Below are 25,260 nucleotides of genomic sequence, written 5' to 3' on the forward strand. Positions count from 1 at the left end.
ACGGAGGAGGGGCCATGAAGGCGGTCGTGTGGCACGGCACCCGCGACGTACGCACCGAGGAGGTGCCCGATCCGCGGATCGAGGAGCCCGGGGACGTGGTCCTGCGGGTGGACGCCTCCGGCCTGTGCGGGTCGGACCTGCACCTGTACGAGGTCCTGGGGCCCTTCATGAACGAGGGCGACATCCTGGGCCACGAGCCCCTGGGCACGGTCGAGGAGGTCGGCCCGGGCGTGAGCGCCCTGGCCCCGGGCGACCGGGTGGTGGTCCCCTTCCAGATCTCCTGCGGCCACTGCGCGACGTGCGGGAGCGGGCTCCAGACCCAGTGCGAGAACACCCGCGACGACGAGCAGGGCACCGGGGCGGCCATCTACGGCTACAGCTCCCTGTACGGGTCGGTCCCCGGCGCCCAGGCCGAGTACCTGCGGGTGCCCCGGGCCGAGGCCAACGCCATCCCGGTGCCCTCCCACGGGACCGACGACCGCTACGTCCTGCTGTCGGACGTGCTGCCCACGGCCTGGCAGGCCGTGAAGTACGCGGACGTCCCCGAGGGCGGGTCGGTCGCCGTGCTGGGGCTGGGCCCCATCGGCGACATGTGCTGCCGGGTGGCCCGCCACCTGGGCGCGGGCCAGGTGTTCGGGGTGGACCCGGTGCCGGAGCGGCGCGGGCGCGCCGCCTCCCGGGGCGTGGACGTGTTCGACCCCTCCGGCGGCACCGACGACCTCATCGGGACGATCCGCGAGCGCACCCGCGGGCAGGGGCCCGACGCCGTCATCGACGCGGTGGGCCTGGAGGCGCAGGGGCACGGGTCGGCCCGCCTCGCCCAGCGGATCACCTCGTTCCTGCCCAAGGGCGCCGCGGCCAGGCTCATGGAGACCGCGGGCGTGGACCGGCTCTCGGCGCTGCAGACCGCCATCGAGCTGGTGCGGCGGGGCGGCACCATCTCGGTCATCGGCGTGTACGGCGGCACCGCCGACCCGCTGCCGATGCTGACCCTCTTCGACAAGCAGATCCAGCTCCGCATGGGCCAGGCCAACGTGCGCCGGTGGGCGCCCGACATCCTGCCCCTGCTGGACGAGCGCGACGTGCTGGGGGTGGAGGACTTCGCCACCCACCACGTCGGCCTGGACGGGGCGGCCGACGCCTACGCGATGTTCCAGGCCAAGCGGGACGGCGCCGTCAAGGTCCTCTTCCGGCCCTGACCCCGCCCCCGCGCGCCCCGCACGCAGAGCACGACACCGGATGAAGGAGGTGGGTCCCATGCCCGGGACCCGGGAACTGCCCGACACCCTGCGCCGGTCCTCCAAGAAGGCCCAGCGCACCTGGATCAAGGCCCACGACTCCGCCGTGGAGCAGTACGGCGAGGGCGAACGCGCCCACCGGGTGGCCATGGCCGCCGTCAAGCACACCTTCGAGAAGGTCGGCGACCACTGGGAGGCCAAGGACGGCAAGGGGCCCTCCGACGCCCGGGCCGCCGACCCGGACGCCAAGAAGCGCAAGGGCTCGAAGGGCACCGCCGGGGGCGTGGACGCCAACGCGACCAAGGACCACCTGTACGCGCAGGCCCGCCGCCTGGGCGTGGAGGGGCGGTCGAGGATGACCAAGTCCGAGCTCGTCGAGGCCCTGCGCAAGGAGAGCGGCGAGCGCACCTCGCGCGCCCGGCGCTGACCGGCACAGGCCCGCGGGCGCGGAGCCGCCCGGGAGGGCGCCCCGCGCCGGGCCGGACCGAACCGATCCGCGGGGGCCGCGCCCGTGCGCGGCCCCCGCACCCGAGGGGGAGAGATGACGCAGAGCGTCGCCGACCACCTGCTGCGCCGACTGTCGCAATGGGGGGTGACCAAGGTCTTCGGATATCCGGGGGACGGCATCAACGGGCTCGTCGCCCAGATGGGGCGGCTGCCCGACGGGCCCCGGTTCGTGCAGAGCCGCCACGAGGAGATGTCGGCCTTCGAGGCCGTCGGGTACGCGAAGTTCAGCGGGGAGCCGGGCGTGTGCCTGGCCACCGGGGGCCCGGGGGCGATCCACCTGCTCAACGGCCTCTACGACGCCAAGCTGGACCGGGTCCCGGTGGTGGCGGTCGTGGGGCAGGCGGACCGCACCGCGATGGGCGGGTCCTACCAGCAGGAGGTGGACCTGCACTCCCTGTTCAAGGACGTCGCCGCCTACCTGGCCACCGTCACCGTGCCCGAGCAGCTGCCCAACGTGCTGGACCGGGCGGTGCGCACCGCGGTGGGGCGGTCCGCGCCCGTCGTGGTGATCGTCCCCGGCGACGTCCAGGAGCTGGACTACTCCCCGCCCGAGCACGCCTTCAAGCACGTGCCCTCCAGCGCGCCCGACCCGCTCTCGGAGGAGAGCCGGACCCTGCCGCCGGTGGCCGCGCTGGACCGCGCGGCGGAGGTGGTCGACGCCGGCGAGCGGGTGGCCCTGCTCATCGGCCAGGGCGCCCGCGGCGCCGCCGAGGAGGTCCTGGAGCTGGCCGAGGCCACCGGCGCGGGCATCGCCAAGGCCCTGCTGGGCAAGGACGTGCTCCCCGACGACCTGCCGCATGTCACCGGGAGCATCGGCCTCCTGGGCACCCGGCCCTCCTGGGAGCTGATGCGCGACTGCGACACGCTGGTCATCATCGGCTCCAACATGCCCTACTCCCAGTTCCTGCCGCCGTTCGGGCGCCGGGCCGTGCAGATCGACGCCGACCCCGGCTCGATCGGCATGCGCTACCCCACCGAGGTCAACCTGGTGGGCGACGCCAAGGCGACCCTGCGGGCGCTGCTGGAGCGGCTGGACCCGGCCCAGGGGCTGGCGGAGCCGCGCCGGCGCTGGCGGGAGACCGTCGAGGAGGGCGTGGCCCACTGGTGGGAGGTGCTGGACGCCCAGGCGCGGGTGCCCGCCGACCCGGTCAACCCGATGCTGGTGGTGCACGAGCTGTCCCTGCGCGTGCCGGACGACGCGGTGGTCACCGCCGACTCCGGCTCGGTCACCAACTGGTACGCGCGGCTGCTGCGGATGCGGCCGGGCATGCGCGGCTCGCTCTCGGGGACGCTGGCGACCATGGGGTGCGCGGTGCCGTACGCCATCGGCGCCAAGTTCGCGGCACCGGACCGGCCGGCCGTGGCGCTGGTCGGCGACGGCGCCATGCAGATGAACGGCCTGATGGAGCTGCTCACCGCCCGCCGGTACCACGAGCTGTGGGACGACCCCCGGCTGGTGGTGTGCGTGCTGCACAACAACGACCTCAACCAGGTGACCTGGGAGCTGCGCGCCATGGGCGGGTCCCCCAAGACCCCGTTCTCCCAGGACCTGCCGGAGCTGTCCTACGCGGCCTTCGCCGAGCAGGCGGGGCTGGTCGGCATCACCGTGGACCGGCCCGAGGACGTGGGCCCGGCCTGGGACCGGGCGCTGAGCGCCGACCGCCCGGCGCTGATCGACGTGCGCTGCGACGCGGACGTGCCGCCGATCCCGCCCCAGGTGGACCGCGAGCAGCTGGTGGACACCGTCAAGGCCCTGCTGTCGGGGGACCCCGACCGGCGCGGCGTCATCGCCCGCGGCCTGGCCGCCAAGGCGCAGGAGTTCCTGCCCCGGCGGGACTGACGCACGCGCGCGGGGCGGGCTCACCGCGTACCGCGTACGCTGTCCGTCCCCACGACTGACGCACACGCGCCGGGGAGGGGCGGGCCCGCCCCTCCCCGGGCATCCCGAACACCTCGGCCGACGCACACGCGCGGGGGCGGGGCGATGAACGGCCGCGACGAGCCGGTGCGCGACGACTGACGCACACGAGCGGGGGGCCGTGGCCGCGCCTGCCACGCCCACCGGAAGCGGCGCACCGGCCGACGCACGCGGGGGCGGGACGGACTTGGTCCGCCCCGCCCCCGCCGCGGTGCCCGCGTGCGCGGTCAGCCCGCCTGGATCTCCCCGCCGGTCGGCGCCAGGGTCTCCCCCGTGTAGTACGACGACAATCGGTCGCTCGCGAAGAACACGTACGAGGGCGCGATCTCGTCGGGGTCGGCCGCCCGGCCCATGGGCGCCTGCTTCCCGAACCCCTCGGCCCCCTCCGCCCCCAGGGTGGAGGGGATCAGGGGCGTCCACACCGGCCCGGGCGCCACGCAGTTCACCCGGATGCCGCGGTCCATGAGGGACTGCGAGAGCGACAGCGACAGGTTCATGACCGCGGACTTGCTCGCCGCGTAGTCGATGAGCGTGTCGTTGCCGCGCAGCCCGTTGATCGACCCGGTGATGATGATCGACCCGCCCTCGGGCAGGTGCGGCACGGCCTCGCGCACCGTCCAGAACACCCCCATGACGTTGACGTCGAAGGTGCGGCGCAGCTGCTCGGTGGTCAGCTCCGTGACGTCGTCCACCGGGGACTGGGTGGCGGCGTGCTCGACCAGGATGTCGATCCCGCCCAGCTCCTCCACCGCCCGGCGCACCAGGTGCGCGCAGTAGGACTCGTCGGCGAGGTCGCCGCGCACCCCCACGGCGCGCCGCCCCTGCTCCTGGACCAGGCCCACGGTGTGCTGGGCCTCGGCGTCCTCGCTGAGGTAGCCGAACACCACGTCGGCGCCCTCCTTGGCGAAGGCCACCGCCACGGCCCGGCCGATGCCCGAGTCGGCGCCGGTGATCAGGGCCCGCTTGCCCTCCAGAAGCCCGGTGCCCCGGTAGCCGCGCATCTCGTCGCGCGGTCGGGGCTCCATGGGTTCGGTGCGCCCCGGATAGGGCTGGCTCTGTGCCGGGGGCTGCTTCTCCGTCATCTTGTGCTCCCTCCCTCGCCGTCGCGCGTGCCACTGCCCCGTTCCCCGTCGCCCACACATGGCGGCGGCGGGGCGCTGGCCCCGTGTTTCGTCCCGGGCGGACCGGTCAGTGGCATCCGAGGAGTGCAGGGGGAACCGAGGGGGAGCAGCATGAACAACGACAGGCGCGATGCCAAGGACCGGGCGCTCGACGAGGCGCGCACCGACTCCGAGGGGCCGCTGACCACCGAGACCGGGGTGCGGGTGGACGACACCGACAACTCGCTCACCGCGGGGGGGCGCGGGCCCACGCTGCTGGAGGACTTCCACGCCCGGGAGAAGATCACCCACTTCGACCACGAGCGCATCCCCGAGCGGGTGGTGCACGCCCGCGGCGCGGCGGCCTACGGGAGCTTCCGCCCGTACGAGGGGCTGTCGGACCTGACCGCGGCGCACTTCCTGAGCGGTCCGGACGTGGTCACGCCGGTGTTCGTGCGCTTCTCGACCGTGGCCGGTTCGCGCGGCTCGGCGGACACGGTGCGCGACGTGCGCGGCTTCGCGGTGAAGTTCTACACCGAGCAGGGCAACTACGACCTGGTCGGCAACAACATGCCGGTCTTCTTCATCCAGGACGGGATCAAGTTCCCGGACTTCGTGCACGCCGTCAAACCCGAGCCGCACAACGAGATCCCGCAGGCCCAGTCGGCGCACGACACCCTGTGGGACTTCGCGGGGCTCCAGCCCGAGACCACGCACATGATGATGTGGCTGATGTCGGACCGGGCCGTGCCGCGCAGCTACCGGACCATGCAGGGGTTCGGGGTGCACACTTTCCGGTTCGTCAACGCGCAGGGCCGGGGGACGTTCGTCAAGTTCCACTGGAAGCCGCTGCTGGGCACCCACTCCCTGGTCTGGGACGAGGCGCAGCGCATCCAGGGCAAGGACCCCGACTTCAACCGGCGCGACCTGTGGGACTCCATCGAGCGCGGGCAGTTCCCCGAGTGGGAGCTGGGCGTGCAGCTGGTGCCGGAGGAGGACGAGCACGCGTTCGACTTCGACCTGCTGGACGCCACCAAGATCATCCCGGAGGAGGAGGTGCCGGTGCGGCCGGTGGGCAGGCTGACCCTGAACCGCAACCCGGACAACTTCTTCGCCGAGACCGAGCAGGTGGCCTTCCACACGGCCAACGTGGTACCGGGCATCGACTTCACCAACGACCCGCTGCTCCAGGCCCGCAACTTCTCCTACCTGGACACCCAGCTGCTCCGGCTGGGCGGGCCCAACTTCCAGCACATCCCGGTGAACCGGCCGGTGGCGCCGGTGGACCACAACCAGCGGGACGGGTTCTCCCAGCACCGGGTGCACCGGGGCCGGACGGCCTACTACCCGAACTCGGTGGGCGGGGGCTGCCCGGCCCTGGCCGACGAGGGGGTGTACCGCCACTACACGGAGAAGGTGGAGGGGCACAAGGTCCGCGAGCGGGCCGAGAGCTTCAAGGACCACTACTCCCAGGCGACCCTGTTCTACAACAGCCTGGCCTCCTGGGAGCGCGAGCACCTCGTGGCGGCGTTCCGGTTCGAGCTGGGCAAGTGCGAGGACGTCGGGGTGCGCCGCCGGATGGTCGCCAACCTCGTCAACGTGGACGCCGGCCTGGCCCGGGCGGTGGCCGAGGGCGTGGGGGTGGAGCCGCCCGAGGAGGGTTCGGCGCGCAACCACGGGCGGTCCTCGCCCGCGCTGAGCCAGGCCCGCACGACCTTCGGGTCGGTGGTGGGCCGCCAGGTCGCGCTGCTGGTCGCGGACGGCGTGGACGCGGCGAGCGTGGAGGGGCTGCGCGAACCGCTGGCCCGCGACGGCGCGGTGGTGGAGCTGCTGGCCCCGGCCGACGGCACGGTGCGCACCTCCGACGGCGGCGAGCTGGCGGTGGACCGGGCGCTGCCCACGGTGTCCTCGGTGCTCTACGACGCGGTGGCGGTGCCCGACGGGGCCGACTCGGTGGCGGTGCTGTCCGGTGACGGCCTGGCCCGCCACTTCGTGCTGGAGGCGTACAAGCACCACAAGCCGGTGGCGCTGGTGGGCGCGGGGGCGGAGCTGGGGGTGGCGCCGCCGCTGCCCGAGCGCGCGGTGACCCCGGCGCAGCGGACCCGGGAGGAGCTGGGCGTGGTGGTCGCCCCGGAGGCCGACGGCACCTGCGCCGCCGAGTTCGCCCGGCTGATCGGCCTGCACCGCGTCTGGGACCGCCCCACCGGGGCGATCCCGGCCTGACCGGCACGGACGAGGGGCGCGCCGCCGTCGGCGGCGCGCCCTCCCCTCGTTCGCGCGTCACAGGTCCTGCGCCCCCGGCGGGCCCCGGCCCTGTTCGGGGCGGCGGGTCCGTTCGGCCCGACGGCCGCCGCGCACCCGCACCCCGCGAGACCCCCCGCCGAACGACACACCCGACCGCCCGGCGGAACACACCCCGCCCTCTGCGGGCCGCCGCCCGAGGGGATCGCGCACCCGTATCCCACGAGGCCCCGCCACACCGGCCGACCGAGCACACCCCACCCCCGCGAACCACGGCCCGAAAAGAGCCGTACACCGGCGCCCCGCGAAGCAGTCACCACGCCGCCCGACACACCCGACCGGCCTACGAAGGGCACGCGCCCCGCGGTCGCCGCCCGCCCGGACTCAGCCGGCGCCCTCCCCGCGGCGGCGCACCAGGAACGGGCCGATGGCCAGCACGTCCACGGGCGCGGAACCGAAGAACTCCAGGGCGTCGCGCGGGGAGTCCACCCTGGGGCGGCCCGCCGTGTCGAGGCCGGTGTTGACCAGGACCGGCAGCCCGGTGCGCGCCTCGAACTCCGAGAGCAGGCGCGCCGTGAGCGGGTCGTCCTCGGCCGAGACGGTCTGCGCGCGGGCCGTGCCGTCGACGTGGACGACGGCGGGGATGCGCTCGCTCCACCCCCGGGCCACCTGGTGGAGGAAGAGCATGTACGGGCTGGGCAGGGGCCCGCCGAAGAAGATCTCCGGCGCACGGTCCTGCGCCACCATCGGGGCCACCGGTCGGAAGGACTCGCGGCCCTTGACCCGGTTGAGGCGTTCGGGGTTGCCGGGGTCGGCCGGGTGGGCCAGCAGGGAGCGGTGCCCGAGGGCGCGGGGGCCGTACTCCGAGCGTCCCTGGAACCAGGCCACCAGCGCGTTGCCGGCCAGGGCCTCGGCGACGGCGGCGGCCAGGTCGCCGGGACGCTCGACGGCGACGTCGGCCTCGTCCAGCAGGCCGGCGAGCTCCTCCTCGCCCCAGGAGCGCCCCAGGTCGGCCCCGGGCATCGGCCGCGGGTCGTCCCCCGCCTTGGCCGCCGCGTACAGGGCGCCGCCCAGGGCGGTGCCCGCGTCCCCGGCGGCGGGCTGCACCCACACGTCGTCGAAGGGCCCCTCGCGGAGGACGCGGCTGTTGGCCGCGCAGTTGAGGGCGACCCCGCCCGCCATCACCAGCCGCCGCAGCCGGGTCCGCTCGTAGGCCCAGCCCAGGACGCCCAGGATCGCCTCCTCCGTCGCCTCCTGGACGCTCGCGGCCAGGTCGGCGTGCTCCCGCCCGGGGGCGCTCCCGGGATCGCGGCGGGGCGCCAGGGACTCCCAGGGGACACCGCGGGCGCGGACGCGCCCCCCGCCCTCGTACCGCAGGTGGCCGCGCACCTCGTCGAGCATCGAGGGCTCCCCGTAGGAGGCCAGGGCCATGACCTCGTGCTCGTCGCCGGAGCGGTGGAAGCCCAGGTGCTCGGTGAGCTCCTCGTACACCAGCCCCAGGGAGTCGGGCAGCGGCTGGCGGGCCAGGACCTCCAGCCCCCCGGACGTGTAGGCGCCGACCAGGTGCGAGGTGGACTCGCCCCGCCCGTCCGCGGCGAAGACCAGCGTGTCGCGCCCGCCCTCGAAGGGCGGCGCCGCGTACACCGCCGAGGCGGCGTGGGCCAGGTGGTGGGGCACGTACACCACCCGGCTCCGGTCCAGCCCGGGCAGCGCCTCCTCCAAAAAGAGCGGCGCCCGCTCGACGTAGAAGAGGCGCAGGTGCTCCCAGGTCGCGTCCTGCCCGGGGCCGTCGGGGTCGGCCAGGTCGGGGTGGTAGGAGTACGTGACGGCGTCCAGGTCCGACGGCTCCAGGCCGCCCTGCTCCAGGCACCAGCGCATCGCCTCCACCGGAAGCTCCCAGGTGGAGAAGGGGACCGGCTCCTTGCCGTGCCTGCGCCGTGAAAAGCGCTCCTCCTCGGCGGCCGCGACCGTACGGCCGTCGACCACCAGGGCCGCGGCCGGGTCGTGGAAGACCGCGTTGACTCCGAGGACGCGCATGGGTTCGGCCACCTCCCGTTGTGGACGGACGAGCCGGTGCTCGACGCCACCCCCCGACTACCTGTGGGAACGGCCGCTAAACATGGCCGCCGCCCGCCCCGGGGCCTGCGGGGCGCGGGTGTTTACCCCGCGCCCGCAGGGCTAGTGGCCCCGTGCATCCCCAAATCCCGGATCCGAGGAGAGGTGCCGAGAATGTCCGTGAACAGCATTTCCGACGTGATGACCGCACCGGTGCGCACGGTCGCGCCCGACACGCCCCTGCGGGAGGTCGCGCAGATCATGCGCGACTCCGACCTGGGCGACGTCCTGGTGGCGGAGGGCGACCACCTCCTGGGCATCGTCACCGACCGCGACATCGTGGTCCGGTGCGTGGCGGCGGGAGCCGACCCCGCGGAGCACACCGCGGGCGACGCCTGCAGCTCCGAGGTGGCCACGGTGCCCCCGCAGAGCGGCATCCGCGACGCCGTCCACACGATGCGCGAGGGGGCCGTGCGCCGCCTGCCGGTGGTCGACGGCGACCGGATCGTGGGCGTGGTGACCATGGGGGACCTGGCCCGGGTGGTCGACGGCGACTCGGCGCTGGCCCGCGTGAGCTCCGCGGCGCCCAACCGGTGAGGCGCCGGCCCCGCACCGCGGGCCCGCCGCCCGGTCACGGGGGACCGGGCGGCGCGCCGTCCGCGGGCGGCGCGCCGTGTGCGGTCCCGGTGAGCCGGTCCCCGGCTCCGTCGGCCGCAGCCGCCGCCGCACCCGCGCCGCGGGCCCTGGAGTGCGCCCCGCCCGGGCGGCGCCGCGCGACGGCGGGCCCCGCGCGGTACCGCCGCCCACCCCGCCCGGCCGAACCCGACCGCAAGACCCCGCCCGCCCGGCCCCCGAGAATCCCCGGCACACGCCCCGGACCCGCCGCCGACCCGCCCGGCCGCGGCCCGCGGAGCACCAGGCGCCGGATCGCGCCCTCGCCCCCGGCACCGGGGGACCCGCGAACACCCCGCGACGCCCGAGCCCCCGCCGGGCCCACCGGCCCGCCCCCGCACGGACCGGAGGAGGTCCCGACCACCCGCCGCCGCCCCCTCGGCGCGACGCACCGGGGGGACGCGACACACCACGCACCGGTCAACTTTCACGAAAACAACGCGGCGGGACGTTAAGCGCCCGCCGAACGGGCAGGAAGATGCCCGAGGTCACTCTTCGGAACCGCGCTCGCGGCTCCGAGTGACCGGGGCCACGATCCCCCGCCTCCGCGACGAGGCGAGAAGCAGGACGACCGGCCCGCACAAGTCCACGGCGCGGACCCCCGGGTCCTTCCCGGCACCGGACCGCGTCGCGCGTTCACTCCCGTTCACGTGGAGGGAAACATGCCAGCTGCCACGACCGAAACGTCCCCCGCCACCGGATCCGCCGTCGAAGTGGACGGCGAGGGCCGCTCGGCGGAGGAGCTTCTGCGCAACCTCAAGGGCCTGCCCGAGGACGACCCCGGGGCCGACCGCATCCAGGAACTCGTCCTGGAGCTGTACCGGCCCCTGCTGTACCGGATCGCCCGCCACTACAGCGGACGCGGCGAACCCTACGAGGACCTGCGCCAGACGGCGCACCTGGGCCTGGTCAAGGCCGTCCGGGGCTATGACCCCGACCGGGGGAAGAAGTTCATCTCCTACCTGCTGCCCACGGTCACCGGCGAGATCAAGCGGCACTTTCGCGACCACACCTGGGCGGTGCGCGTTCCCCGCCGCCACCAGGAGCGCCGGGGGCGGCTGCACCGGGCGAGCCTGGAGTTCCAGCAGCGCAACGCCCGCGAGCCCCGCCCCCAGGAGCTGGCGCAGGAGATGAACCTGCCCCGCGCGGAGGTCGACGAGCTGCTCCAGGCCTCGGAGGCCTACAGCGCGCTGTCCCTGGACCTGCCCGACCACAAGGGCGAGGAGGGGGGCTCCACCCTGGAGGAGCGGATCGGCGGCGAGGACGACTCCTACGACCTGGTCCTGGAGCGCGAGTCCCTGCGCCCGGCGATGTGCTGCCTGGACGAGCGCGAGCGCGCCCTGCTGCGGCTGCGGTTCTTCGACGACCTCACCCAGTCGCAGATCGCCGAGGAGATCGGCTGCTCGCAGATGCACGTGTCCCGGCTGCTATCCGCCACCCTGGACAAGCTCCGGGAGCGGGTGGACCGCCACGACCGCGCGGGCGGCGACGGGGACACCGGGGAGGCGGAGGGCGGCCGGGACCGGGGAGCCCGGTGAGCGGTGAACCCGGCGGATCCGCCTCGCTCCCGGCCCGGGTCCGGCGCTGGTGCCACCGCGCCGCGGCCTACGAGGGGCAGGAGCGGGAGACCGCGGTCCTGGTCCTGAAAGCGGCGCTGGCCGCCACCCTGTCCTGGCTGGTCGCCCACGGCCTCATGGGGGCCGCCACCCCGGCGTTCGCCCCCTTCGCCGCCCTGCTGATGGTGGAGGTCACCCTCTACCGCTCGATGCTGCGGTCGCTGCGCATGGTCGGCGCGGTGCTGCTGGGCATCGCCCTGGTCACAGCGCTGGCGGTCCTGGCGGGCACGGGTCCGGCGGTCTTCGCCCTGGCGGCGCTGGCCGCCCTGGTCCTGGGACGCTGGCGCCGCCTGGGCGACCAGGGGAACCAGGTCGCCACGGCGGCGTTCTTCGCCTTCGCGACCTTCGTGTCCCTGACCGGCCCGGGCGAGCTGCTCCCACAGGCGGCGGAGATCCTGGCGGTCGTCCTGGTCGGATCCGCGATCGGGGTGGCGGTCAATCTCGTCGTGCTGCCGCCGCTGCGCCTGCGCGGCGCGGCACGGGCGGTGTCCTCGCTGGCGGGCGGACTGCGCCGCCTGTGCGAGGACATCGGGAACGCGCTGCGCGAGGGGCGGCCCGAGCCGGAGACGGCGCGGGAGTGGCGTTCGCGGGCCGACGGCCTGCTGGGAACCGCCCGCCAGGCCCGGGAGGCCACCGGGACGGCCCGGGAGAGCGTCCTGTACAACCCCCGCCGCCTGCTCCACCGGCGGCGGGTCGACGTGCGCGACCACGACCGGCTGGTCGACGCCCTGGAGAGGTCGGCCCACCAGCTCTCCTCGGTCGCCCGCAGCCTGGAGCGGGGGCGCGGGGAGGGCGGGGACGGGGAGCAGCCGCCCACCCGGTCCACCACCGCGCGCTGCGGCGACCTGCTGCTGGGAGCCGCCGCCGCCTGGCGGGTCCTGGAGGACTGGGAGGCCTCGGACGGAGACGGCTGGGACCCGCCGGTGGAGGAGTTCCACGCGGCCGTCGAGGCGGCCGAGCGCTCCGAACGCGACCTGGAGTCGGCCTGCCGGGAGGACGGCGGCCCGCCGCTGCACGACCCCTCCCTCCCCTACGGCGTCCTCCTGGTGGAATCCGCGCGCCTGGTCGATGAGCTGGGCGGGGTGGACGAGGTGCTCAAGGCCTCCGCGGACCCCGGCGGGACGCGGCAGGACCGGGAGCCGCCCCGGGGGCGCGCCGGGGCGTAGCATGTGCCTGCTCCGCGCGCCCGGACACGAGACCCCAGGAGAAGCATGACCTCCGACCGCCCGCTCACCCGGCTGGGCTTCCTCACCATCGGCCTGTTCGACGAACACGATCCGGCCGGCGGCCACGAGAACACCCTGCGCATGATCGAGCTCGGCGAACAGCTGGGCTTCGACAGCGCCTGGGTGCGCCAGCGCCACCTCCAGCACGGCATCTCCTCCCCGGTCGCCGTCCTGGCCGCCGCCACCCAGCGCACCCGGCGCATCGCCCTGGGCACGGCCGTGATCCCCCTGGGGTTGGAGAACCCGTTCCGGCTGGCCGAGGACCTGGCCACCGTGGACGTGCTCTCCGGCGGACGCCTCAACCCGGGGATCAGCGTGGGGCGGCCGACCCACTTCAAGCACATCGGCCCCAGCCTGTACCCGGACACCGCCGACCGGGAGGACTTCACCCACGCGCGGGTGGACCGCCTGCTGCACCTGTTGCGCGGCGGGACGGCGTCCACGTTCACCGGGACCGAGGGGATCGAGACCTACTCCGAGCGGATCCAGCCGTACTCCCCCGGCCTGGCCGGGCGGGTGTGGTACGGGGCGGCGGGGCTGTCCTCGGTGGCCCGCGCCGCCGGGCAGGGGCTGAACCTGCTCACCAGCAGCGTGGTGCGCGCGGAGGAGGACGACGACTTCGCCCGGGTGCAGGCCTCGCACATCCGCCGGTTCCGCGAGCTCCACCCGCTGGGCGAGCGGGCCCGGGTGTCCCAGGGGCTGGTCGTGGTCCCCACCGACACGGCCACCGCGGAGCAGCGCGCCAGATACGCGGCCTACGCCGAGGCACGGCTGCCGCGCACCCGCGAGCCGCAGGGCCCGGGGCGCATCCTGTTCTCCCCGGACCTGGTGGGCCCGGCCGCGGAGATCGCCGACCGGCTGCACGGCGACCCGGCGTTCCGCCAGGTGGACGAGGTGGCCTTCGCGCTGCCGTTCACGTTCGGATACGAGGACTACGTGCAGATCCTCACCGACATCGCCGAGCGGCTGGCGCCCCTGCTGGGCTGGACGGGCCCCGCCCCGGCCTGACCCGGCTCCGGGGCCCGTCCCCGGGCCCTGCCCGGACGTGAGAGCGTGTCCTGCGGGGGGTCCTCGCCCCTCGCGGGACACCGCACCACCCGTCCGGAAAGGCGACCATGCCCACTCTCTTCACCCGCATCATCGACCGCGAGCTGCCGGGCCGCTTCGTCTGGGAGGACCCGGTGGCGGTGGCCTTCCTGACCATCGCCCCGCTCAAGCCGGGACACACCCTGGTCGTCCCCCGCGAGGAGGTGGACGACTGGACGACCGCCGACCCGGAGCTGCTGGCGCACTGCGTCCGGGTGGCCCAGGCGGTCGGGCAGGGGATCCGCACGGCGTTCGACGCCCCGCGCGCCGGACTCCTCATCGCCGGGCTGGAGGTCCCCCACCTGCACATCCACGTGTCCCCGCTGTCGGAGCTGGAGGACCTGGACGTCACGGCCGCCCAGGTCGAGCAGGACCAGGACGCCCTGGACGACGCGGCGCGGCGGCTGCGGACGGCGCTGACCGGGCTGGGCTTCTCCGAGGCGGTCGCCCCCGACTGAGAAGCGCGGCTTCTCAATCCGATCGCGATCACCTGTTGGACAGCGGGGCGCCGGTCGGAGCAGAGTGTCATCCGTCGTCACCGACGACGGCGCACCGCACACCGGCCACACGAGGAAGACCGCACGATGACCTACGTCGCCGCACCCGAACGCTACGACGGATCCATGCTCTACCGGCGCACCGGCGACTCCGGCCTGGACCTGCCGGTGCTGTCCCTGGGGTACTGGCACAACTTCGGCGACGACCGGCCCTTCGAGACGCAGCGGGCCATCGCCCGCCGTGCGTTCGACCTGGGTATCACCCACCACGACCTGGCCAACAACTACGGTCCCCCCTACGGCGCCGCCGAGGTCAACTTCGGCCGCCTCATGCGCGAGGACTTCGCCCCCTACCGGGACGAGCTGGTGGTCTCCACCAAGGCGGGCTGGGACATGTGGCCGGGCCCGTACGGCCAGGGCGGGGGCTCGCGCAAGTACGTGCTGGCCTCGCTCGACCAGTCGCTGAAGCGGATGGGCCTCGACTACGTCGACATCTTCTACTCGCACCGGCTGGACGCCTCCACTCCCCTGGAGGAGACCATGGGGGCGCTGGACACCGCCGTGCGCCAGGGCAAGGCGCTGTACGTGGGGATCTCCTCCTACGACGCCGAGCGGACCCGGCGGGCGCACGAGATCCTGCGGGACCTGGGGACGCCGCTGCTCATCCACCAGCCGTCGTACTCGATGCTGAACCGGTGGATCGAGAACGAGGGGCTGCTCGACACCGTCGGGGAGCTGGGCGTGGGGGTCATCGGGTTCACCGCCCTGGCGCAGGGCCTGCTCACCGACCGGTACCTCCAGGGCGTTCCCGAGGGGTCGCGGGCCACGCAGGACAAGTCGTTCGACACGGGGTGGCTGTCCCGGGAGACGCTGGGCCACCTGCGGGCGCTCGACGCCATCGCCGGCGCGCGCGGGCAGACGCTGGCCCAGCTGGCGCTGGCGTGGGCGCTGCGGGACCCGCGGGTGACGTCGCTGGTGATCGGCGCGTCGTCGGTGGGCCAGCTGGAGCAGAACGTGGGCGCGCTGGGCAACCTGGAGTTCACGGACCGGGAGCTGGCCGCGATCGAGGAGCACGCGGTCGACGGCGGGGTCGACATGTGGCGGGACGCCCGCAGCGGCGCCCTGTAGCGGTCCCGGCACGGGGGCGGCCCCGCCCGCCGGTCACGGACCGGCGAGCGCGGCCGCCCCGAGCAGTGCCCCCACCCCGGCGACGACGCTGAGCAGCACGTTCGCCGCCGCCGTGCGGCGGCGGCCGGACTCGGCGAGCATCAGCGTCTCGTAGGAGAAGGTGGAGTAGGTGGTCAGGGCTCCACAGAAGCCGGTGCCCAGGGTGAGCCGGACCGCCTCGGGGACGCCGCCGTGGGCGGTCAGCCCGGTGAGGACGCCCAGGACGGCGCTGCCCAGGACGTTCACGGCCAGGGTCCCCCAGGGGAAGGGCGTCCGGGCGCGGGCCCTGACCGCGGTGTCCAGCAGGTAGCGGGCGGCGGCGCCGGCCGCGCCGCCGGCGAAGACGAGGAGCCAGCTCACGGGCGCTCCCGCCCGCCGGGGCGGGGACCGGGGAGCACCCGCCGGGCCAGGGCCGTGCCGGCCCACACCGCCGCCAGGGCGGCGGCCACCGTCCCGGCCAGGTAGAGGGCGGCCACGGCGGGCCGCCCCTGGCCGAGCAGGGTGTGCACGTCGGCGGCGTAGGCGGAGAAGGTCGTGAAGCCGCCCAGGACGCCGACGCCCAGGAAGGGCCGCAGGAGGGGGTGGGCGTCCCAGGTCTCGGTGACGGCGACCATGAGGACGCCGATGAGCGCGCAGCCCAGGGTGTTGACGGCCAGGACCGTCCAGGGGAGGGCGCCGGTCTGCTGTGGGAGGGTGGCGGCGTGGCGGGCGAGGGCGCCGAGGCCGCCGCCGAGGGCGACCACGGCGGCGACGGACGCCCTCCGGGGCGCGGACGCGGGGCGCGGGGATGCGGGCAACGGGGTCTCCTCCCCACACGGTTCCGGTACGCGGGCGCGGCCGGGGAGGGGCGCCGGCGGCGCGGAGGGACCCGCCGCGGTCACATCCAGGCTAGCGCCTGGCGGTCCGGACCAGCGCGGCCCATTCGGCGCGGGAGAAGGAGAGGTGCCCGGCTCCGCGGTGCCGCGTGTCCCGCACGTCCGTGGCACGGCGGCCGTCGCGCACCTCGACGCAGTTGCCCCCGGGATTGCTGTAGGTGCTCTTGCGCCATGCGTTCATGGGCGTCCCCTTCGCGGTCTTTGACAGTAGGAGCCGTGCTGTACACCTTATTTCCCGTTAAGTAATAAAAAATCCCCGCGCACGCGCGGAAAGGGACGCGGTGCCGTCCCGGGTCCCGGGGGTCCGGCGCCGCGCCGTCGGCGGCGCCCGCCCCTCCCGGGACGGCGTCCGGGCTCCTACGGGGCCGCCGGCGGGGGTGTCCCCGGGCCGTCCGCCGTGTCCTCAGGACCGCCCCGGGGATCGGCCTCCCCGGCCTCGGCGCCGTCCAGGCGCACGGTGACGGTCACCCTCCCGGAGCCGTCCTCCTCCGCGGTCGCATGACCGGTGCGGACGCCCTCGGGCAGTTCCAGCGAGAGCGGCCCGCCCTCTCCCGTGAAATTGCGCCACCACTTCTTGCGCTCGGGGATCGCGACGGTGATGGCCACCGTCGAGCCCCTGTGCGTATAGGCGACGGGCGTGGAGAACTCCCGCCCCGAGCGCCGTCCCCGGTAGGTGACCACGGTCAGGCGTCTGCGCACGGCGGCTCCCCACCGGGGCGAGGCCCGCAGGGCCAGTACCCGGGAGTTGACGGCGTCGACCAGCCGGTGGGGCAGGGGGCCCTTGTAGCGCATACGGATTCCTCCGGTCGGGAGAGTGGAGAGCGGGGGGCCGGGGCGGACGCCCCCGAGCGGCCACCCTAGGCGGCCCGGACCCGGCCCCGCCCGTGCCGACCGGCAAGTGAGAGGTTCCGGCGCGCGATCCTCTCGGATCACGGGTTCTCCGGAACCGGCCCGGGCGGGCCCGCCGGTCCGGCGTCGGGGGGCCGCACAGCAAGGACGGGCCTCTCCGCCGCCGCAGCGGGGCCCGCCCGAAGTCGGCGGGGGTTCCCGAGGCGGCGGAGAGGCCCGCCGGATCCGAGGAGTGCGGCCACGCCCGGCCGGGCGTGGCCGCGCGGTTCTCAGCCGGAGGACTCGGCGATGAGCCTGTCCAGTTCCTCCAGCCTCTCCGGGCACACGTGCTCGACGTTGACCCTGCGCAGCGCGATCGCCTGCTCGTCGCCGGCACTCATGGTCGTGGCCAGCGCGAAGACGCCGTCGTCCTCGTCGCAGGTCTCCTGCGCGGAGCTCTGGACATCGGACCAGGAGTTGTCCGTGAGCCTGTCCCTGCCCAGCGCTTCGGCCGCCGCGGCCCGGTGCGCGGACTCGCCGGACTCGGAACCGCATCCGGCGAGCAGGAGCACGACCGCGGCCGCAACGGGGTAGAGGATTCGCGACATCATGGGGGATGCCTCTCAAAAGGGCGCCGGAGCGGGCAGCGCGGGTATCGGGTGCCCATCAGTGTGCAGCACCCCACCCGGAGATCAAAGCCGCACCCCCCATGACCTGCACCTCATCCCCGGTTCCCCTCCCCCGGCACCTCCCGCGGAGCACACGGCCGGCCACGGACGGTGCCGATCGGCCGCGGGTCCGTCCCCGCCCGCGCCGTGACCCTACGGGGCGGGGGCGCGGACGGGAGCGGGACTGAGCACGGAGGTCCGGGGACGACCGTCCCGACCGGTGGCCCGCACAGACCGGGAGCGGGCGGGCTTCCCCCTGGTCATCACGCCGCCGACCTGCACGTCTGCGGATTCGGGGGACGCCGGGGCCACCTCGGCGGGCGGGCAGGGCGGCTCCGGGGCCGGTGTCCCGGGCCGATCCGTCAGTGCGGCCCGGAGCCGTGGCGGTGTCGCTCCGCTGCCCGCCGGCCCCGGGTTCTCGCGGTCTGCCCGCAGCAGAAAGGGCACCGGCGCCCGGTAGGTCTCCCCTACGGTTGGCGGCGTGACCACGAACCCCCTGGGAGTGCGTATGGATGCGATCACCGGTACGGCCGCAGGCGTGCCGTTCACAGCCCTCCCGCCGTCCGGGACGGACGACGGCCCCGCGCCGTTGATCGTCACCTGGCACATGCTGGACGCGCCCCGCACGGACGCGGCCTTCGCCGCTGCGCTGCCCATGGCCGGTGTTCCCGCCTGGCGGGTCCACCTGGGTATGCCGCTGTGCGGTCCGCGTATGGTCGAGGGCCGTCTCGACAGGCACCTCGAACTCGCCCGCGAGGACATCCTGCTGGCGTACTTCGGTCCGATCATCCGCCAGGCCGTGGAGGAGTTCCCGGCCGCGCTGGCCGAGCTGCGCCGTCGGCTGCCGGTCGACGACCGGCCGATCGGCCTCCTCGGCGCGTCGCTCGGCGGGGCGGTGGCCCTCCAGGTGCTCACCGACCCGCCCACGGCGGTCGGAGCGGTGGCGCTCGTCAATCCGGCCGTACGGGTGAGCGCGGGCGTCGAGCTGCTCGCGGCCGGGCTGGGCCGACCCTATGAATGGACCGCTGAATCCCGCAGGGCGGCAGACGACCTGGATTTCGTGGGCCGTGCCGGGGAGCTGACCGGAGAGCCCCCGCTGCTACTGGTCAGCGGCGAGCACGACCACCCGGCGTTGCGCGAGGACGCGGCTTCCCTGGTCAAGGCGCTGCGTGGGCGGTACGCACACCCGGAGGAGGTCGAACTGACCACCGTGCCGGGCCTCGCCCACGCGCTGGCCGACGAGCCCGGCTTGGAACCGGCCCCCCAATCGCCCTCGGCGGTGGCGGTCGACGGAGTCCTCACCCAGTGGTTCGCCCGGCGGTTCGCACCCCGGTGAGCAGCGGTACGCCAGCGCTTTCAGGGCGGTGACGCCACCGCCCTGAGCCGCGTTGACGCCGTCCCGGGCCCCTCCCCGCATGCGCGGGGAGCACTCACCGTCCCGACGCACGTTGGGCCATGTGACGGGTCCATCCCCGCGTGCGCGGGGAGCACGAGCGGCACCTGCTGTACACCACCGCCCAGGGGGGTCCACCCCCGCGTGCGCGGGGAGCACAGTAAATGACCTGCGCGAACACCCCGAAGAACCACCCGTTTTCATGAGTTCTCAAGAAACGGACAAAACACCCGGGGCTTCACGACTGGCTTCAAATCTTCCCACCGGATCACTCACGAGCGGCACAACGGGCACCCGCGACGAATACGCCTGCCGCCCACCTTCGCACAAAGCGGACACGGCCCGGTGCGGACCACCGCCATCAAAACGGCCCCCGCCGAACCCACTCGACGGCGAGGCGGGCGGAAGACCGTCCCCGCGTGTGCGCGGCAGACCCGGTACCGAGCCGCTCCCGCACCTCGGACCGGCACGCCCCCGCGCACGAAGCCCACAGGTCCGGCGCACGGACGGCTCCCCACCCCTCGCCCTCCTCAGCGTTCCAGAGCCGCCAGGCGTTCCGCCAGACCATCGGCCCTCGGATCGTCGCGGTCCCTCAGGTACTCCAGCGCCGCCCGCCACATCTCACCGGCACGTGCGGGTTCGCCCAACGCCAGATGGGCCTCGCCCCAGCCGATCAGGGCCACCGCCCGGCTGTCCGGGTCCTCCCGCACCTCGAACTCGCGCACGGCCGCCGCGTACTCGGCCACCGCACGGTCGGCCCGGCCCGTCGCGGTGAGGATGCGCCCCAGTGTGCACCGCGCCCAGGCCGTGCTCCAGGCGGCACCGATCTCCTCGAAGACCGCGATGGCCGAACGGCAGTGGTCGAAGGCCTCATCCCAGTACTCCAGGTCGGCACCGATCTCCGCGAGGCCGAGCAGCCCCATGGCCGCGCCCCGCTCCTCTCCCGCCTCCCGGAAGACCGCGACGGCCCGCTTGATGTACCGGACCGCCGTACCGTCTTCCCGTTCCCCGCGCTGCCACAGGACTGTTCCCAGCTGCCGCAGGGAGAACCCCTCCACCCACGGGTCCTCCACCTCCCGGCCGGCCGACAGTGCCGCCCGGTAGTGACGGACGGCCGCGTCGAGATTCCCCGACAGCCATCGGGCGTCACCCATCCCCAGGTGGTTGCGGGCCGCCCCGAACACGCTTCCCGCGTTCTCGGCGGCCCGGAGCCCGATGCCGTGCAGATCGCACCACTGCTCCCAGTGCCGATGCAGTTCGAACAGCGGATAGACGCTCACCGGCAGCCGCCATGCGATTTCGAGATGACCGAGGTCGAAAGCCGCCCCGGTGGCGGCGAGCAGATTGGTGCGTTCCTGCTCGAACCAGACCAGGGCTTCTCCGAGGGAGGAGAAGCTGGGCAGGTCGTCCGGGGGCTCATAGCCGGGGACGACCGGGAAGTGCGGGTGCTCTGCGGTTTGGGCGCGGGCGGCAGCGTGTGTGTACCACCGGGCGACCCGGCCGACGGCCTCGCTCCGTTCCTGCGGACCGCCCTCGGCCTCGACGCGTTCGACCGCGTACAAACGCACCAGGTCGTGCAGGCGGTAGCGATCCTCCCGAACGCGCTCCACCAGATGCGCGCGGGTGAGCCGGTCCAGGAACCGCCGGGCCGCGGCCTGCCGGGTCCCGGTGAGGGCCGAGGCGGCCCCGGAGGAGAGCTCGGCTCCCGGGTGCACGCCCAGAACACGGAAGAACCGCGCGGTCTCGTCGTCCAGGGCGAGGTAGGAGGCGCTCATCACCGCGCGCAGGTCGCTCAATTCGTCCTCCTCGGAGAGAGTGTCCAGGCGTGACTCCTCGGCGGCCAGTTCGGTCACCAGGTCGCTCAGGGAGGCGCCGGGACGGTCGATGAGCCGCTCGGCCGCCACCCGCAGGGCCAGTGGAAGACGTGCGCAGTGTTCGGCCAGGTCATGTGCCGCACCGGACTCGGCGTCCACACGCGGGCCCACCGTGTTCCGGAGCAGCGCCACGGAGTCGGCCATCGGCAGCACGTCCAGAGAAAGGCGGTGGGCCCCCTCGCGGGCGACGAGGCCGGGCAGGGAGCCGCGACTGGTCACCACCACCATGCAACCGGGAGAGGCGGGTAGCAGCGGACGCACCTGGGCGGGGGCGAGGACGTCGTCGATGACGATCAGCAGACGCCTGCCATCGGTCTCGGTGCGGTACAGGGCCGAACGGCCGTCCAGGCTTAAAGGGATGCGGTCGGGAGGGACACCGAGCGCCCGGAGCAGGGAGTCCAGGGCTTGGGAAGCCTCTGCACGCGGACCCGGGGCGTGTGCATGGACGCCGACGTAGAGGCAGCCGCCGGGGAAGCGCGTCCGGGCGCTGTGCGCCCAGTGAACGGCCAGCGCGGTTTTGCCGACACCGGGAGGGCCGGACAGCACCGCGACCGGGACGCGGACCTGCGCCTCCTCCGCCAGGGCGTCCAGGCGCCGCAGGTGCGTGGCGCGGTCCACGAACCCGGTGGCCGACAGCGGGAGCTGGCGGGGAACCGGAGCGGACAGGCCGGCGGAGGAGGCGATGTGGATGCCGCCGTGTACGGTGCCTGCTTGGACCACGGCCCTGGGGCTACCGTACGCGGTGTTCTCGGTGCGGTCGTCGCGGGAGTTCGTCACAGGGGTTTCATGTCAGCGTCGAAACGCTTCTCGTACTCGCTGAAAGGGATCGACAGGTGCAGGGCCCGGTCGCGTACCGCATTGGCCAGGACGACCTGGGCGGGGTCGGTCACCAGCTCGGGGGTGAGCATGGTTCCGTCCGGCGCGTAGTTCATCCTCACCAGGCAGCGGGAGTCGAAAAGCCAGTAGTCGGAGTGGGGGATGCCCTCGGGCCAGGTGTTCTCGTCGACGGGGAGGATGTTGACGTCCTCGCCGGCCTCGACGTTGGACCGGTATGCCCACACGCATTCGAACCGCAGGTAGTCGGTGAGGGGCTCGACGACCACGTGCACACGGCGGAAGTGGCGCCCGCTGCCGACGATGTGCGCCCATTCCGCGTGGGAGTCGGTGGTGAAGATCTGTCCGTCGGCCAGAAAACGCCGGAACGCTTCCTCCTCGTAGCCGACGTCGTAAACCTGGAGGGTTTCGAGCCGGAACGCGGTGTAGCGGCATTCGGCGAAGAAACGGTCGAATTCCTCAGTGCCGACAGGGCGGGCACCTCCCTCGACAGAGGTCACGCGCTCCTCCGCCGGTAGGCCTCCACCGCGGCCAGGACGATCTCGGGGGAGATGCATACGGCGGCCTCACCGGGCAGGGGATCGGCCAGCTCCCTGAAGTCGGCGTCGTTCAACCCGGCGCCCTGGACGACGAACTCGCCCGTGTCGCTGAGATACACGGAGGGGCAGCCTCCGTGTCCGGACTTGTCGTCCTTGGCCAGCAGCTCCAGTTCCATGGGGGCTCCGATCAGGGCGGGCGGGAACATGAACCTGGCCACGAAAGTAACACGAAAGCCTTGTCCCGCAAGGCTTGTGGCCGAGGTCGGCCTACTTCTTCGCATACCTTCTGCGGATCTGTTCCGCTTTGTCTCCGTCGTCCTCGCGTGACGCACGCACCAGCCGTTTGATATCGGCCGCCGCGAGAGCGTCGACCAGCGTTCTGCCTCGCGGAGGCTCCTCCGGGTCACCTCGGTTCTCTTCGTGTTCCATGCCTTACAGCACACCACACGGACCATCGCTTTCCGAGGCATTCCGGCCTCGATCCAGCAGCAGCCATGAGTACATTTCGACCTTGTGCGTCCGGAGTGGCTTTTGGTTACACGCGTGGCTGGACACATCAACCACCGAAACCGGAACCATTCATATACGGAGGGCCAGGCCCCAATCCCCGCATGTGCGAGGAGCACTGGTGGACGGTTTGGCCGGTGTGGGGGCCGCAGGGGCCATCCCGGCGTGCGCGGGGAGCACGAGTGCAGCCAGCTCGCCGGTCAGACCGACGTGGGTCCATCCCCGCGTGCGCGGGGAGCACCCGGCCGGGATCGACGTGCCGGACAGGAGCCCGGGGCCATCCCCGCGTGCGCGGGGAGCACGGTAAATGACCTGCGCGAATACCCCGAAGAACCACCCGTTTTCATGAGTTCTCAAGAAACGGACAAAACGCCCGGGGCTTCCCGACTGACTTCAGATCTTCCCACCGGATCACTCAAGAACAGGACGCCGGACACCCGCGACGAACACGCGTGCCGCCCGCCCACAAGACGGACACAGTCCGGCGCGGACCACCGCCATCAAAACGGCCCCCGGCCGGACCCGCCCGACGCCCTCCGCTCCGGCTTCACCCCTCCTCACCTCGCCCGGTCGACGCCAGGACGCGATCGACCAGGTCCGCCACGAACTCCTCCGTCGCCGGCCGCCCCTGGAACGCGCCCCGGGTGAGCACGCCGCCCACCAGCAGCGCCAACGACGGCTCCACGTCCACCTCCGGCAGGTGCGACCGCAATACCCCCTCCAACGACCGGGTCCCGGCCTCGTAGAGCCGCCGGCGCAGCTCGTCCACCACCGGATCGCTCCCCGACCGCTCCAGCAGCCCCCCGAGCACCCGGTCCAGGTGGCCGCCCGCCAGGTCTTCGGCGAAGTCGACCAGCCCCCGCACCAGATCGGCCCGCAGGTCGCCCGTGGGCTCCGGGTGGTCGGCCTCGTCGCAGATCTTGCCGATCGACGCCCGCATCAGGTCCAGGCGCGTCGGCCAGTGCGCGTAGACGGTCGCCTTGGAGTAGCCCGCCCTCCTGGCGACCTCCGCGTGGGTGACCACGCTCCACCCCTCGGTCACGAAGAGTTCCGTGGCCGCGTCGACGACGTCGCGCCGGGTCCGCAGGACCCGCGGGTCCACGCCGTCCGATTCCTTCGTTCCCATGACGACCGATCCTATCCACGCTCCCACACACCTCGACGAGTTCTGAACGACTTGTACAGTAGATGCCCACCGGTGTAGTTTCCAAACCAGGCGTTCACCATTCCGTGTCGCCACCCCTATCGCCTCCCCCCTCACCCCCACCCCCGCGAAAGGCCGCCATGACGACCGCACCCCGGCCGCACCGGACCCCCGCCGCCGCTCCCCGCCCCCTCACCCTCGGCCTCTGGACCGCCCAGGTCCTCCTCTTCCTGGTCTTCGTGGGCGGCGGCGTCTGGAAGCTCGCCACCCCCGCCGCCGAACTCGCCCAGGTCTTCCCCTGGGTCGGGCAGACCCCTCCCGCGCTGCTCCACATCACCTCGGTGCTGGACATCCTGGGCGGCCTCGGCGTCCTCCTCCCCGCCCTCACCCGCATCCGGCCCGGCCTGACCGTTGCGGCCGCCCTGGGCTGCACCGCCCTCCAGGCGTCCGCCATCGTCTTCCACCTCTCCCGCGGCGAGACGGACGTGGCGTTCAACGCCGTGCTCCTCGCCCTCGCGGCCTTCGTCGCCTGGGGCCGCCACACCGGGGCGCCCCTCGCCCCACGCGTCTGACACCGCCGTTTGGCAGACTGCGAGCGTCCGCCCCCCGCCCCCGCCACCGATCACCAGCCACCACCGGGAGCCCGACCATGCCGAGCATGACCGCACTGCTCACACCCCGCCTGCCCGCCGGGGTCACCCTCCCCGAGCCCCTGACCCGGGCCTGGGCGTGGATGGAGACGCAGGGCTTCGGCCTCACCAACGAGCACGGCTACTTCCTCACGCCTTACCCCGGCACGCGCCAGCTCGGAGTCGTGTTCAGCCCGGGCGGGAGCCTCACCGGGTGGTTCGAACCCGGCGAGCCGGGCCACGACGACCTGGTCCCGCTGTGCGAGATCGCCGGAGACGGCAGCTGGTGCGCGCTGTGGAACGACGCGGGCACGACCCGGTTCGCCGCCTTGGGCTCGGACGGCGACACGTTCCTGCTGGCCGACTCCGCGGTCGACTTCCTGCGGCTGATCGCCATCGGCTACGACGAGATCGGCTTCGCGGACGCGGTGACGGAACCGCCCTACGAGGAGGAGGCCGTGGAGGCCCACGCGCCCTTCCGCGCCTGGGTCGAGCAGGAGTTCGGCGTCGAGGTCCCCGAGCACTGGCGGACGTTCGAACCCGACCCCTTCAAGGCCTGGGTCGCCGAACGCAAGGGCTGGTGACCGGAGCCGGCCCCGGCGGCCCCGCGGCGCGTGGGCGGAACCGTCCGGGGCCTGGCCCGGGC

General features: G+C 73.8%; 24 protein-coding genes. 13 read left to right on the plus strand and 11 right to left on the minus strand.

Features of this window, described 5'->3' with window-relative positions; translation table 11 throughout:
* The first annotated feature begins 14 nt into the window (after positions 1-14).
* The 3 genes from BUE45_RS12555 to BUE45_RS12565 all read left to right on the plus strand — a co-directional run bounded on the left by BUE45_RS12555 (position 15) and on the right by BUE45_RS12565 (position 3,585).
* Positions 15-1,199 (plus strand): alcohol dehydrogenase catalytic domain-containing protein, encoded by a 1,185-nt coding sequence (locus BUE45_RS12555; RefSeq protein WP_073379214.1) that lies wholly within the window; start codon positions 15-17, stop codon positions 1,197-1,199.
* A gap of 58 nt (positions 1,200-1,257) precedes the next feature.
* Entirely contained in the window at positions 1,258-1,665 is a 408-nt protein-coding gene (locus BUE45_RS12560; protein ID WP_073379218.1) for a ChaB family protein, read from the plus strand.
* 114 nt (positions 1,666-1,779) lie between these two features.
* Positions 1,780-3,585, plus strand: coding sequence for a thiamine pyrophosphate-requiring protein (locus tag BUE45_RS12565; RefSeq protein WP_073379221.1), 1,806 nt, complete (start codon positions 1,780-1,782; stop codon positions 3,583-3,585).
* A 305-nt stretch (positions 3,586-3,890) separates the two neighbouring features.
* On the opposite strand, the gene BUE45_RS12570 is transcribed toward BUE45_RS12565, so the two are convergent.
* Positions 3,891-4,745: an SDR family oxidoreductase gene (locus tag BUE45_RS12570; RefSeq protein WP_073379225.1), complete on the minus strand. Its 855-nt coding sequence runs from the start codon at positions 4,743-4,745 to the stop codon at positions 3,891-3,893.
* A gap of 150 nt (positions 4,746-4,895) precedes the next feature.
* Here BUE45_RS12570 and BUE45_RS12575 point away from each other — a divergent pair, with 150 nt between their 5' ends.
* Positions 4,896-6,986 (plus strand): catalase, encoded by a 2,091-nt coding sequence (locus BUE45_RS12575; protein WP_073379228.1) that lies wholly within the window; start codon positions 4,896-4,898, stop codon positions 6,984-6,986.
* 402 nt (positions 6,987-7,388) lie between these two features.
* Here BUE45_RS12575 and BUE45_RS12580 read toward each other — a convergent pair whose 3' ends face one another.
* Positions 7,389-9,041 carry a carbamoyltransferase family protein gene (locus BUE45_RS12580; RefSeq protein ID WP_073379232.1) on the minus strand — a complete coding sequence of 551 codons (1,653 nt, stop codon included), beginning with the start codon at positions 9,039-9,041 and terminating at the stop codon, positions 7,389-7,391.
* 192 nt (positions 9,042-9,233) lie between these two features.
* Between BUE45_RS12580 and BUE45_RS12585 the strand changes: the two genes are divergently transcribed.
* The 6 genes from BUE45_RS12585 (at position 9,234) to mgrA (ending at position 15,284) form a co-directional block, all read left to right on the plus strand.
* Positions 9,234-9,656, plus strand: a complete 423-nt coding sequence (locus BUE45_RS12585; RefSeq protein WP_073379235.1) for a CBS domain-containing protein — start codon at positions 9,234-9,236, stop codon at positions 9,654-9,656.
* A gap of 737 nt (positions 9,657-10,393) precedes the next feature.
* Positions 10,394-11,269: a SigB/SigF/SigG family RNA polymerase sigma factor gene (locus BUE45_RS12590; protein WP_073379239.1), complete on the plus strand. Its 876-nt coding sequence runs from the start codon at positions 10,394-10,396 to the stop codon at positions 11,267-11,269.
* Positions 11,266-12,513 carry an aromatic acid exporter family protein gene (locus tag BUE45_RS12595; RefSeq protein WP_073379243.1) on the plus strand — a complete coding sequence of 416 codons (1,248 nt, stop codon included), beginning with the start codon at positions 11,266-11,268 and terminating at the stop codon, positions 12,511-12,513. Before BUE45_RS12590 ends, BUE45_RS12595 begins: the two co-directional genes overlap by 4 nt.
* Positions 12,514-12,558: 45 nt before the next feature.
* On the plus strand, positions 12,559-13,581 hold the full coding sequence (locus BUE45_RS12600; RefSeq protein ID WP_073379247.1) for an LLM class flavin-dependent oxidoreductase: 1,023 nt from the start codon (positions 12,559-12,561) through the stop codon (positions 13,579-13,581).
* A 107-nt stretch (positions 13,582-13,688) separates the two neighbouring features.
* Positions 13,689-14,117, plus strand: coding sequence for an HIT family protein (locus tag BUE45_RS12605; protein ID WP_073379250.1), 429 nt, complete (start codon positions 13,689-13,691; stop codon positions 14,115-14,117).
* A 126-nt stretch (positions 14,118-14,243) separates the two neighbouring features.
* Positions 14,244-15,284 (plus strand): L-glyceraldehyde 3-phosphate reductase, encoded by a 1,041-nt coding sequence (mgrA, locus tag BUE45_RS12610; protein ID WP_073379254.1) that lies wholly within the window; start codon positions 14,244-14,246, stop codon positions 15,282-15,284.
* A 33-nt stretch (positions 15,285-15,317) separates the two neighbouring features.
* Here mgrA and crcB read toward each other — a convergent pair whose 3' ends face one another.
* The 5 genes from crcB to BUE45_RS12635 all read right to left on the minus strand — a co-directional run bounded on the left by crcB (position 15,318) and on the right by BUE45_RS12635 (position 17,637).
* Positions 15,318-15,683, minus strand: coding sequence for a fluoride efflux transporter CrcB (crcB, locus tag BUE45_RS12615; RefSeq protein WP_073379259.1), 366 nt, complete (start codon positions 15,681-15,683; stop codon positions 15,318-15,320).
* Entirely contained in the window at positions 15,680-16,120 is a 441-nt protein-coding gene (locus BUE45_RS12620) for a fluoride efflux transporter FluC (RefSeq protein WP_073379262.1), read from the minus strand. The genes crcB and BUE45_RS12620 overlap by 4 nt, the downstream gene beginning before the upstream one ends.
* A 91-nt stretch (positions 16,121-16,211) precedes the next feature.
* Positions 16,212-16,379, minus strand: a complete 168-nt coding sequence (locus tag BUE45_RS12625; RefSeq protein ID WP_073379266.1) for a DUF397 domain-containing protein — start codon at positions 16,377-16,379, stop codon at positions 16,212-16,214.
* Between the two features lie 176 nt (positions 16,380-16,555).
* Positions 16,556-16,990, minus strand: coding sequence for a hypothetical protein (locus BUE45_RS12630; RefSeq protein ID WP_084737178.1), 435 nt, complete (start codon positions 16,988-16,990; stop codon positions 16,556-16,558).
* 326 nt (positions 16,991-17,316) lie between these two features.
* Complete coding sequence (locus BUE45_RS12635; protein WP_073379270.1) at positions 17,317-17,637, minus strand: hypothetical protein; 321 nt, start codon at positions 17,635-17,637, stop codon at positions 17,317-17,319.
* Between the two features lie 538 nt (positions 17,638-18,175).
* Between BUE45_RS12635 and BUE45_RS12640 the strand changes: the two genes are divergently transcribed.
* Positions 18,176-19,030: an alpha/beta hydrolase family protein gene (locus BUE45_RS12640; protein WP_245833078.1), complete on the plus strand. Its 855-nt coding sequence runs from the start codon at positions 18,176-18,178 to the stop codon at positions 19,028-19,030.
* Positions 19,031-19,617: 587 nt separating this feature from the next.
* On the opposite strand, the gene BUE45_RS12645 is transcribed toward BUE45_RS12640, so the two are convergent.
* The 4 genes from BUE45_RS12645 to BUE45_RS12660 all read right to left on the minus strand — a co-directional run bounded on the left by BUE45_RS12645 (position 19,618) and on the right by BUE45_RS12660 (position 23,967).
* On the minus strand, positions 19,618-21,738 hold the full coding sequence (locus BUE45_RS12645) for an ATP-binding protein (RefSeq protein ID WP_073379278.1): 2,121 nt from the start codon (positions 21,736-21,738) through the stop codon (positions 19,618-19,620).
* Positions 21,735-22,295, minus strand: coding sequence for a DUF6879 family protein (locus tag BUE45_RS12650; RefSeq protein WP_073379282.1), 561 nt, complete (start codon positions 22,293-22,295; stop codon positions 21,735-21,737). Before BUE45_RS12650 ends, BUE45_RS12645 begins: the two co-directional genes overlap by 4 nt.
* Positions 22,292-22,510: a hypothetical protein gene (locus BUE45_RS12655; protein WP_073379566.1), complete on the minus strand. Its 219-nt coding sequence runs from the start codon at positions 22,508-22,510 to the stop codon at positions 22,292-22,294. Before BUE45_RS12655 ends, BUE45_RS12650 begins: the two co-directional genes overlap by 4 nt.
* Before the next feature lie 878 nt (positions 22,511-23,388).
* Positions 23,389-23,967 (minus strand): TetR/AcrR family transcriptional regulator, encoded by a 579-nt coding sequence (locus tag BUE45_RS12660; protein ID WP_073379285.1) that lies wholly within the window; start codon positions 23,965-23,967, stop codon positions 23,389-23,391.
* A 158-nt stretch (positions 23,968-24,125) separates the two neighbouring features.
* Here BUE45_RS12660 and BUE45_RS12665 point away from each other — a divergent pair, with 158 nt between their 5' ends.
* Both BUE45_RS12665 and BUE45_RS12670 read left to right on the plus strand, forming a co-directional pair.
* The gene (locus BUE45_RS12665) at positions 24,126-24,557 is read left to right on the plus strand and encodes a DoxX family protein (RefSeq protein WP_073379288.1); all 432 of its coding nucleotides are present in this window, start codon (positions 24,126-24,128) and stop codon (positions 24,555-24,557) included.
* Between the two features lie 86 nt (positions 24,558-24,643).
* Entirely contained in the window at positions 24,644-25,198 is a 555-nt protein-coding gene (locus BUE45_RS12670; protein ID WP_245833080.1) for a hypothetical protein, read from the plus strand.
* Positions 25,199-25,260: the final 62 nt, after the last annotated feature.

Origin of the sequence: Nocardiopsis flavescens, from assembly GCF_900141985.1 — a bacterium.
In the GTDB taxonomy this organism is placed as follows: Bacteria; Actinomycetota; Actinomycetes; order Streptosporangiales; family Streptosporangiaceae; genus Nocardiopsis; species Nocardiopsis flavescens.

Coding starts and splice junctions, on each gene's coding strand:
- BUE45_RS12625 (WP_073379266.1), bottom strand. CDS start 16,379: ATGAACGCATGGCGCAAGAGCACCTACAGCAATCCCGGGGGCAACTGC.
- BUE45_RS12665 (WP_073379288.1), top strand. CDS start 24,126: ATGACGACCGCACCCCGGCCGCACCGGACCCCCGCCGCCGCTCCCCGC.
- BUE45_RS12600 (WP_073379247.1), top strand. CDS start 12,559: ATGACCTCCGACCGCCCGCTCACCCGGCTGGGCTTCCTCACCATCGGC.
- BUE45_RS12630 (WP_084737178.1), bottom strand. CDS start 16,990: ATGCGCTACAAGGGCCCCCTGCCCCACCGGCTGGTCGACGCCGTCAAC.
- BUE45_RS12565 (WP_073379221.1), top strand. CDS start 1,780: ATGACGCAGAGCGTCGCCGACCACCTGCTGCGCCGACTGTCGCAATGG.
- BUE45_RS12580 (WP_073379232.1), bottom strand. CDS start 9,041: ATGCGCGTCCTCGGAGTCAACGCGGTCTTCCACGACCCGGCCGCGGCC.
- BUE45_RS12670 (WP_245833080.1), top strand. CDS start 24,644: ATGACCGCACTGCTCACACCCCGCCTGCCCGCCGGGGTCACCCTCCCC.
- BUE45_RS12575 (WP_073379228.1), top strand. CDS start 4,896: ATGAACAACGACAGGCGCGATGCCAAGGACCGGGCGCTCGACGAGGCG.
- BUE45_RS12560 (WP_073379218.1), top strand. CDS start 1,258: ATGCCCGGGACCCGGGAACTGCCCGACACCCTGCGCCGGTCCTCCAAG.
- BUE45_RS12590 (WP_073379239.1), top strand. CDS start 10,394: ATGCCAGCTGCCACGACCGAAACGTCCCCCGCCACCGGATCCGCCGTC.
- BUE45_RS12555 (WP_073379214.1), top strand. CDS start 15: ATGAAGGCGGTCGTGTGGCACGGCACCCGCGACGTACGCACCGAGGAG.
- mgrA (WP_073379254.1), top strand. CDS start 14,244: ATGACCTACGTCGCCGCACCCGAACGCTACGACGGATCCATGCTCTAC.
- BUE45_RS12655 (WP_073379566.1), bottom strand. CDS start 22,510: ATGGAACTGGAGCTGCTGGCCAAGGACGACAAGTCCGGACACGGAGGC.
- BUE45_RS12570 (WP_073379225.1), bottom strand. CDS start 4,745: ATGACGGAGAAGCAGCCCCCGGCACAGAGCCAGCCCTATCCGGGGCGC.
- BUE45_RS12635 (WP_073379270.1), bottom strand. CDS start 17,637: ATGATGTCGCGAATCCTCTACCCCGTTGCGGCCGCGGTCGTGCTCCTG.
- BUE45_RS12605 (WP_073379250.1), top strand. CDS start 13,689: ATGCCCACTCTCTTCACCCGCATCATCGACCGCGAGCTGCCGGGCCGC.
- BUE45_RS12585 (WP_073379235.1), top strand. CDS start 9,234: ATGTCCGTGAACAGCATTTCCGACGTGATGACCGCACCGGTGCGCACG.
- BUE45_RS12660 (WP_073379285.1), bottom strand. CDS start 23,967: ATGGGAACGAAGGAATCGGACGGCGTGGACCCGCGGGTCCTGCGGACC.